Source organism: Myxococcus sp. AB025B (assembly GCF_006518215.1).
Classification (GTDB): Bacteria; Myxococcota; Myxococcia; order Myxococcales; family Myxococcaceae; genus Myxococcus; species Myxococcus fulvus.
This window is the reverse complement of record NZ_SRLW01000365.1, coordinates 1-8,910: the sequence shown is the minus strand read 5'-3', so window position 1 is coordinate 8,910 and position 8,910 is coordinate 1. Positions and strand designations below refer to the sequence as shown.

7 protein-coding genes and 1 pseudogene are annotated in these 8,910 nt (G+C 71.3%); 7 read left to right on the top strand and 1 reads right to left on the bottom strand.

From position 1 onward, the window contains the following. The 5 genes and pseudogenes from FL311_RS44480 to FL311_RS37750 all read left to right on the top strand — a co-directional run. Positions 1 to 793: pseudogene (locus FL311_RS44480) on the top strand (hypothetical protein); the annotation flags it as partial. A 213-nt stretch (positions 794 to 1,006) separates the two neighbouring features. Next, complete coding sequence (locus tag FL311_RS37765; protein WP_228557344.1) at positions 1,007 to 2,908, top strand: lamin tail domain-containing protein; 1,902 nt, start codon at positions 1,007 to 1,009, stop codon at positions 2,906 to 2,908. Next, positions 2,896 to 3,408, top strand: coding sequence for a thermonuclease family protein (locus FL311_RS37760; protein WP_141332518.1), 513 nt, complete (start codon positions 2,896 to 2,898; stop codon positions 3,406 to 3,408). The genes FL311_RS37765 and FL311_RS37760 overlap by 13 nt, the downstream gene beginning before the upstream one ends. 281 nt (positions 3,409 to 3,689) lie before the next feature. Then, entirely contained in the window at positions 3,690 to 5,957 is a 2,268-nt protein-coding gene (locus FL311_RS37755; protein WP_141332517.1) for a PAS domain-containing sensor histidine kinase, read from the top strand. A 125-nt stretch (positions 5,958 to 6,082) separates the two neighbouring features. After that, positions 6,083 to 6,922 (top strand): hypothetical protein, encoded by an 840-nt coding sequence (locus tag FL311_RS37750; RefSeq protein ID WP_141332516.1) that lies wholly within the window; start codon positions 6,083 to 6,085, stop codon positions 6,920 to 6,922. Between the two features lie 33 nt (positions 6,923 to 6,955). On the opposite strand, the gene FL311_RS37745 is transcribed toward FL311_RS37750, so the two are convergent. Then, on the bottom strand, positions 6,956 to 7,885 hold the full coding sequence (locus FL311_RS37745) for a TerC/Alx family metal homeostasis membrane protein (protein ID WP_141332515.1): 930 nt from the start codon (positions 7,883 to 7,885) through the stop codon (positions 6,956 to 6,958). Between the two features lie 275 nt (positions 7,886 to 8,160). Here FL311_RS37745 and FL311_RS37740 point away from each other — a divergent pair, with 275 nt between their 5' ends. Then, positions 8,161 to 8,580 (top strand): arsenate reductase ArsC, encoded by a 420-nt coding sequence (locus FL311_RS37740; protein ID WP_141332514.1) that lies wholly within the window; start codon positions 8,161 to 8,163, stop codon positions 8,578 to 8,580. 109 nt (positions 8,581 to 8,689) lie between these two features. After that, a partial coding sequence (locus FL311_RS37735) for a hypothetical protein (protein ID WP_141332513.1) occupies positions 8,690 to 8,910 on the top strand: 221 nt, incomplete at its 3' end.

The following is an 8,910-nucleotide window of genomic DNA, read 5'->3' as shown; positions in this document are numbered from 1 at the left end:
GGTCTCGGGAGTGGGGCGAGAGCTGGAGGTGTCGCTGCGCTACTACGGACGGGGCTTCGTGAATCCCTACAGTGGCGCGACCTCGGGGGCGGACGTGTTGGAGGGGCAGCGGGTTCGCAACGAGCTGGGCGTGCGATTGCGCTACCTGCATCGCGACGAGGGTGCGTGGCGGCTTCGCGGACAGGTGGATGGCTGGACGCTGCCCTCGGATGGCGCGGTGGAGGGGACCGCGGGGCTGACGCGTCTGAGGGCCTCGGCCCGGGTGGACGTGGTGTCGTTGGCGTGGTTGCAGCCGTCGCTCCGGCTCGATGCGCGCTTGTCCGGCGCGGGGTTGTCCACGCTCTGCGCGGAGGTGGAGCGGGACGGGGACGCGGAGCCGGAGGAGAGGGCGGCGTGCTCGAACGGAGGGCGACAGGGCGCCACGGCGCGGGTGCGCTCGGTGTTGTCGGAGCAGGTCGAGGTGGCCTGGGAGTACGGCCATGCGCGCGTGGTGGAGACGGGGGCGACGGAGGCGCGATGGGATGGGCGGGCGCTCGTCGAACTGAAGCTTCGGCCGGCGGAGTCCTGGCGAGTGGGAGGTCGGGTCCAGTGGAGGGACGAGGACCTGTCTGAGAGGACGCGGCTCCGACAGGAGGTGCGCACGACGGTGGACCTGCGCTGGAGCGTCCTGGAGAGGACGACGATGCGAGGGCGCTACGCGTGGGTCGTGGACCTGAAGGACGCGCGGACCGCGCGCACGCCGCCGGATGAACCGCGCCACCTGTTCCAACTGGAGGTGGAGACGCGGTTCTGACGTGGCATGCGCCGAGCACCTTCGTGGGAGGACGAGGCGAGACCTGCGATGCGTCTGGGGCGCCCCGCCGACCCTGCTGCGCCACCGGTTCCACCTGGATGGGGTGTCCAAGGGACGGGCGCTGGGGTGCCCTCGTGGGTCGACGAGGACGGGTTGCTGGTGGCCTGATGCGTGGAGTGGTGGGGATGGGAGTCGGTGATGAGGAGGGGTGACGTGAGGCGCTGGGGATGGTGGTTGTGCGTGGTGGGGTTGAGCGGCTGTGGGGCGCCGGCGGAGGAGTGGGCGGAGGACGCCTGCGCGGACTTGTTGCCGGGGGACGTCGTCATCACCGAGTACTTGAACGACCCCGACGGAACGGACACGGGGCGCGAGTACGTGGAGCTGCACAATCCGCTCTCGGTGCCGGTGAGCCTGGAGGGACTGACGCTCCATGCGTCGCGCTCGGATGGCTCGCGGGAGAAGACCTTCCTGTTCGACGCGCCGCTGTCGGTGGCACCCGGTGACTACCTGGTGCTGGGCGACGTTCGCGAGGGGACCGTGCCCGCGCACGTGGACCTGTCCTACGGCGATTCGCTGGGCGCGCTGGGGAATGCGTCGGGACGGTTGGGTTTGCGGTGTGGTTCCCGGGTGGTGGATGAAGTCCCGCTCACGGCGCCCGCGAAGAGCGGTGTCGCGCGTGTGTATGACGGGCGACTGGTGCCGGACTCCGCCGGCAATGACGACCCGACGCGCTGGTGCGACTCCGAGGGCTCCACCGTGGGTGGCTCGTTCCAAGGCAGTCCGGGCTCGGCGAACACGCCCTGCGCTCCGACGGAAGGGGCCTCGGGAGGCGATGCGGGCGTGGAGCGCTGTTCCCCGCTGGAGGGACTGGCGGCGCGTCCGGTGCGGTGGCCCCGCGTGGGTGAGCTGGTCATCACCGAGCTGATGGTGAACCCCATCGGCGATGACACCTCGGCCGAGTGGGTGGAGGTCCTGGCCCTGGCTCCGGTGGACCTGAATGGATTGACGGTGGGCTCGGACACCTCGGGGACACGGTTGCAGGGGACGCAATGTCTGTCGCTCCCCGCGGGAGGGTACGCGCTGCTGGCCCGTCGCGCGGAGGCGGTCCTGAACGGAGGGCTGCCCACGCCGCTGGCCACGTTCGGTGTGGACCTCCGCAACTCGGGCGGTGTCGTGCTCGTGCGAGCAGGGGGCGTGGTCGTGGACGCGGTCGAGTACGGCCCCGCGCGCGAGGGCGTGGCGACCCAGGTGTCGGTGGAGCGAGCGAATGTGTCCGACAACGATTCACTGTCGTCATGGTGTCCCGCACGGGAGCGCTATGGCGAGCGTGGCAACCTGGGGACTCCGGGACGCGGGAACGCTCGATGCACCGAGGGCGACACGGACGCCGGGTCCGCGGATGGCGGAGGAGGGGACGCCGGTGCCTCGGATGCAGGGCGCGACGCGGGCTCTTCAGGGGGCGGCTCCACGGATGGCGGGCGCGATGCAGGTTCGACCTCGGACGCGGGGCCTCGCGACGCCGGTCCGCCGGATGCTGGGCCGCCAGATGCCGGTCCCCCAGGCTCCACCTGCATCGACCGGGTCACGGGGCGCGCTCGCGCGGTCCGCGTACCGGAGGTCGGCTCTCTCGTCCTCACGGAGCTCATGGCGGACCCGACCGTGGTCGCCGACGGCGTGGGCGAGTGGGTCGAAATCCTCGCGACACGCGAGGTGGACCTCAACGGCGTCACGTTGATGAACGAGAGCGGAGCGAGCACGACGCTCGACGCCGCGCTCTGTTTGTCGCTGAGGACTGGCAGCCGCGCGGTGCTCGCGCGCAGCCTGGACCCGGCGCTCAACGGGGGCCTGCCGGCGGTGCTGGCCACCTTCTCCTTCAACCTCGCCAACACCGCGGGAGCCCGCTCGCTCCGGTTGATGAGGGACGGCCGGGTGCTGGACGCCATCACCTGGTCGAACGCCGCGACACCGGGCGTGTCCTGGCAGGTGGACCCCGCGAGCAGTGATGCCCAGCGCAATGACCTGCCAGGGAGCTTCTGCGCCGCGCCCTCGAGCGCGCGCTATGGCCTGGGAGACCGGGGTACGCCGGGACTGGAGAACCGCGCATGCCCGCGCTGAGCCCCATCCCCGCGACCCGGTGGTTCGTCCTCCTGACGGCATGGCTCGTCACGAGCGCCCTCGGGTGCGGTGCGGACCCGGGGGGCAGGTGTGGACCCTCGACGGGGCTGGTGACGGAGGTCCTCGACGGTGACACCCTCGTCCTGGAGGGCGGCGTGCGTGTCCGCTATCTGCTCGCGGACACCCCGGAGCGCACGGCGGGCAGACACGAGTGCTTCGGCCGCGAGGCGCACGCGTTCAACCGGAGCCTCGTCGAAGGTCGCCACGTGACACTCGTCGACGCGGAGGCGTGTGAGGACCGCTTCGGTCGCCGGCTCGCCTACGTCTTCGTCGATGGCCGCGACGTGAGCGCGCTGCTCGTGGAGCGGGGCCTCGCTTGCGTGCTCCATGTCCCGCCCGCGGGTGACTCACGCCGTCGGGAACTCGAGGCCCTGGAGGCCCAGGCCCGGCGTGCACGACGTGGCATGTGGGGCGCCTGCTCGCCGGTGCCCTGCGCATGAACCACGACTCCACACCGGACGGCACACGAAGCGCCCTGATGCCCGCCTCCCGAGCGGGGCTGCGTCCAGTCGGCACGAGAGGGCAAGGAGCCCGCGAGCCTCGGGCGCAATATCCCATTGCTGACGGCCATGCCTCCGCGCGAATCATCCAGCACGGTCCGCTCCCACGAGCGACCGGCGAAGGGCGGGCCAGCACGAGCGCGCCCCCGGAAGGACGCGCGCTGCGTGGCTGGGACGTGTCGGTCCTGGCCTCGTTCGAGACGGGGGAGGAGGGCGTGCCCATGAACCCCTGCCCCATGCCCACCAGCCTCCTGCTGGACCTCCTGTCCTCGCGACGGGAGGACATCGCCCGGCGCTGGGAGGCCCGCGCGGGCGCGGCGGCGGACGAGGCCCCGCGCCGACGCCTCGCGCCGCTGACGGGCTCTCAGGCCTGGGTGGACTCGGTGGTGGAGCTGCTGCGCGTGCTCAGCGTCTCGCCTGGTTGGAGCGGTCCGCTGGCCCTGGGCGGGCGCGGCGCGGAGCATGCCCGGGAAGGCTCGGACATCGCCGCGGTGGTGCGCGAGTACGGCCTGCTGCGGGAGGTGCTCGTGGAGGTGCTGGAGGACGCGGGGTGGGCCCCGGACTTCGAGGGCATGCGCGCGCTCAACCGGGTCATCGACGTGTGCATCGCGGACGCGGTCCAGCGCCACTCCCACCAACGGGAGCGGACGCTGCGCGAGACGGAGACGAAGCTGCACGACATCCTGGAGCACGCGCCCGCCGCCATCTACGCGAAGGACGCCTCGGGGCGCTACCTCTTCGTCAACCGGGCCTTCGAGGTCCACGGCAGCGTGCGCAGGGAAGAAGCGGTGGGGCACTCCGATTACGAGCTGTTCTCCCGCGAGGTGGCGGACGTGTTCACCGCCAATGACCGCCGCGTCCTCACGACGGGCAGCCCCCTGGAGTCCGACGAGCACGTGCGGCGCCCGGACGGCTGGCACACCTATCACTCGCTCAAGTTCGCCCTGCCCGGCGTGGGCGGACAGGCGCATGCGGTGTGCGGCATCTCCACGGATGTCACCGAGGCGCGCCTGGCGCAGAAGGAGCGCGACGAGGCCCGGGAGCGGCTGCGCCGGGTCATCACCGAGCTGCCCGTCGTGCTGTGGGCCACCGACGCCGTGGGCAACATCACCCTCTTCGAGGGACAGGGCCTGAAGGCCATGGGCGTGGAGCCTGGCACCATGGTGGGCCGCAACACCGCGGAGGTGTACGCGGGCCGGCCGGAGCTGCTCGACGCCGCGCGCCGCGCCCAGGCGGGCGAGACGTTCTCCCTGGAGATGGAGGTCGGCGGCGGGTGGTTCATGGCCTACGTCTCCCCGGACCTGGGCCCGGACGGGCGGGTGCGCGGCGTGTCGGGCGTGTCCCTGGACATCACCGAGCGCCGCCGCGCCGAGGAGGTCCTGCGGCAGTCGGAGATGCGCTACCGGCTGGCCACGCGCGCCACCAGCGACGTCATCTACGACTGGGACCTGGCCACCGGGCGCATCGAGTGGAGCGAGCTGGCCCTGCACCAGTTCCGGGTGGCGTCCCACGACACGCCGATGGACATCGACTGGTGGACCCTCTGCATCCACCCCGATGACCGCGAGCGCGTCGCCCGGGACATGCAGGCCGTCATGGACCAGGGCCAGGAGCACTGGCGCGACGAGTACCGCTTCCGCCGGGGGGACGGCACCTGGGCCGTCGTCGAGGACCGGGGGCAGGTGGTGCGCGACGCGGCCGGCCGGCCCCTGCGCATGGTGGGCGCCATGCAGGACGTCACCGAGCGGCGCGCCACGGAGGAGGAGGCCCGGCGCCGCGCCGAGTTCGAGCAGCTGCTCATCGGCATCGTCGGCCACGATTTGCGCAACCCCCTGTCCGCCATCACCATGGCGTCCACCACGCTCCTGCGGCGCGAGAACCTGGACGAGCGCCAGCGCAAGGTCATCGACCGCATCCTCTCCAGCGCCAATCGCGCCACGCGCATGCTGCGCGACGTGCTGGACTTCACCCAGGCCCGGCTGGGCGGGGGCATCCCCATGCAGCCCCGTCCCCTGGACCTGCACGAGCTGACGCGGCAGGTGCTGGACGAGGTGCGGCTCGCGCACCCCGAGCGCACGCTGGAGCTCGAGTACGGCGGCAGCGGCGCGGGCCTGTGGGACGCGGACCGGCTGGCCCAGGTCATCACCAACCTGGTGAACAACGCCATCAGCTACAGCCCCAGCCACTGCCCGGTGCTGGTGCGCACCCATGGCACGCGCGACTCCGTGGTGCTCTGCGTGCACAACATGGGCGACCCCATCCCCACCGAGCTGCTGTCGCGCCTGTTCGAGCCCATGAAGCGCGCCGAGCGCCCCGAGTCGAGGGACGGCCGCGGCGGCCTGGGACTGGGCCTCTTCATCGTGAAGCACATCGTCGATGCCCACGGCGGCCGGCTGCGCGTGCGCTCCAACGCGCGCGACGGCACCCTCTTCATGGTCCGCCTGCCGCGCGTGCTCCTGGCCCCGGCGCAGGTGGCCGCCTGGCCCTGACACCTCGCCTGCCCTGGACAAATCCACGGGGTATTCCGGACCTGCCGAGCAGGCATGGCGCACTTGCTCCTGGGGACGCACCCGGATAGCACGGGGGGCATGACTCGTTTTTCTCGGAGGGGTGAATGAAGAAGGTCCTCATCGGGGTGGGAATCGGCTGTGGCGTCATCATTCTCGGCATCGTCGGGTTCATGGTGGTGGGCGGGCTGTGGGTCGCGAACAAGGCGAGCGACGGCCTGGCGGCCGTCAAGAAGATCGAGACGCAGCAGAAGGAGCTGGTGGAGCTGAACAAGGCCCACCCCTTCACGGTGCCCGCCGACGGTGAGGTGCTGGCGCTGAAGGAGGACCGGCTGACGACGTACCTCTCGGTGCGCGAGTCGTCGCTGCCCGTCTTCAAGACCTACGAGGAGAAGTCCAAGGCCTTCGGGGACAAGCACGGCACGGGGGATGACGCGAAGCCCTCCTTCGACTCCGCGATGGAGGCGATGAACCTGCTGGGCAGCATGATGGCGGACGTGCGCGCCGCGTACATCGAGAGCCTGAAGAAGCACGGCATGTCGCCCAACGAGTTCCAGACCATCACCTCCACCGTCTACGCGTCCATGGTGGCGGAGAGCTCGGCGGCGGTGCGGCAGATGAGCGCCAAGGCCGTGGAGGCCATGGAGAAGCAGGTCGCGGAGCTGGACAAGAAGCTGGAGGACGGCTCGCTGTCCGCTGACGCGCGCGCGCAGCTCGAGGAGGCGCGCACGGGCCTGGAGGAGCAGATTGAAGCGCTGTCGGACACCGCCAACGGCACCGGCGAGACGCTCTCGGAGGCGTCCAGGAAGGCCGCCGCCGCGAACATGGCGCTCATCAAGAAGCACGAGGAGCGCGTGAAGGTCATGGCCAACGCGGCCTTCGACGGCTTCGTGCTCGGCGACGCCACGGACGACCTGTCCGGCGCGGGCGCGGGCGTCGAGGACTGACGCCGCGCTGTCGCCTCCGGCTCCGGCCCCTCCTCATTGGGAGGCGGCCGGGGCCTCCCGGCGGCGGGCGATGACGCTGGCCACGACGGCGGTGCCCACCAGCGCGACGATGACGAGCACCGACGGCAGCGGCGGGACGTGGAACCAGGGCGTCACCACCATCTTCAGCCCCGCGAACGCGAGCACGCCCGCCAGCCCGTGGTGCAGGTAGCGCAGCGTGCCCAGCGTGCCCGCCAGCACCAGGTACAGCGCCCGCAAGCCGAGAATCGCGAAGGCGTTGGAGCTGTAGAGGATGAAGGTGTCCTTCGTCACGGAGAAGGCCGCCGGCACCGAGTCCACCGCGAAGAGGATGTCCGTCAGCTCCAGGCCCAACAGCGCCAACAGGAGCGGCGTGGCCACGCGGTGGCCGTCCTCGCGACGGACGATGAACTTCTTGTCATGCAGGTGCTGCGTCACCGGCAGGTGACGCGACAGCCAGCTCACGGCCCGGTTGTCCCGCTGCTTCGCCGGGTCCTCGCGCAGCACGCGCCAGGCGGTCACCAGCAGGATGGCGCCGAAGACATAGGTCACCCAGGACCAGCGCTCCAGCGCGGCCGCCCCCACGAAGATGAAGAGCGCGCGGAAGACGAGCGCGCCGAAGATGCCCAGGAACAGCACCTGGTGCTGCGCGCGCACGGGGACCGACAGGCTCTGGAAGATGACGAGGAAGACGAAGGCGTTGTCCAGACTGAGGCTCTTCTCGATGAGCCACGCCGCCAGGTACTCCTGGCCGGCGTGAGGGCCGAGCACCGCCCACACCAGCCCTCCGAAGGCCAGGCCCGCGGTCACCCACACGCCCGTCCACATCCAGGCCGCCCGGCGCGACTCGCCGTGGTGGCCCCGGTGTCCGAGCAGGTCCACCACGAGCAGCGTCAACACCGCCGCCCAGAAGACGCCCCAGAGCCATGTGGGAATCGGGTGCATGGTCGTCGCCTGAACCTATGCATCCTCTCCTGCGGGGGGCCCGGTGTCCCGCAGACAAGCGTTGACCAATGGGGCAGGGCAGACACCCCCGGGCTGTCCGCTGTGGCCTTACCAACCCATACAGACAGACAAGGGCCTTTCCGCTCTCTTTGCGAGCATCCCTTCACGGGATGTGTCAGTTTCCGCGCGGGGCAGCCCATGAGGGGATGTCCTCATGACGAGCGTCGCGCGGGGGAGGGGCGCGGCGCGGCCAGGGACCAGGAGGAGTCGTAGCGATGAACAAGGTCATCTTCGCCTGTGTGCGGAACGCGGGTCGCTCGCAGATGGCGGCGGCGTTCTTCAACGTGCTGGCGGACCCGGACAAGGCACGGGCCATCTCCGCGGGGACGCAGCCTGGCGAGCAGGTGCACCCGGAGGTGCTCGCGGCCATGCGTGACGCGGGCCTGGACCTGACGGGCGCCCGACCCCAGCGGCTCACGGACGAGCTGGCGAAGGACGCGCATTGGCTCATCACGCTGGGCTGTGGCGAGGCCTGCCCGAGCGTGCCGGGGCTCAAGCGCGAGGACTGGCCGCTGGATGACCCCCAGGGCAAGTCGGAGGCGCTGGTGCACCGCATCCGCGACGAAGTGGCCGCCCGCGTGGTGGGGCTGCTGGAGCGCGAGGGGTGGCTGAAGGCCGGTCAGCCGGGGACGTAGGCCGGCCAGGTGGCGCGGGCGACCGCTCGCCCGCTCCGAAGCCCCGCGTGCACGGGCAGGACGCATCCTGCGGACGTCTCCAGCCGACGTCCGTCCGGGGTGCGCCGTCATGTCATCGTCCTTGCCCGCTGTTCCCACGACCGCGAAGAGCGCCGCTCCCGTGGAGCCCGTCGTCCGGCCCCGGGTGAAGCCCTTCGCGCCCCGGCGCACGCTCGGCGTGGCCCTGGCAGTGGGCGTGCTCGCGGAGGTGCTCCTGGGGCGGAAGCACTGGGGGGTGTCGTTCCCGTTGGTGGTGCTGGCGCTGGTGGGCGCGCTGCTGGAGGACGCGCG

Bases quoted from the DNA above. Each gene is read 5' to 3' on its own strand.
- FL311_RS37760 (WP_141332518.1), top strand. From the start codon at position 2,896: ATGCCCGCGCTGAGCCCCATCCCCGCGACCCGGTGGTTCGTCCTCCTG.
- FL311_RS37755 (WP_141332517.1), top strand. From the start codon at position 3,690: ATGAACCCCTGCCCCATGCCCACCAGCCTCCTGCTGGACCTCCTGTCC.
- FL311_RS37750 (WP_141332516.1), top strand. From the start codon at position 6,083: ATGAAGAAGGTCCTCATCGGGGTGGGAATCGGCTGTGGCGTCATCATT.
- FL311_RS37745 (WP_141332515.1), bottom strand. From the start codon at position 7,885: ATGCACCCGATTCCCACATGGCTCTGGGGCGTCTTCTGGGCGGCGGTG.
- FL311_RS37740 (WP_141332514.1), top strand. From the start codon at position 8,161: ATGAACAAGGTCATCTTCGCCTGTGTGCGGAACGCGGGTCGCTCGCAG.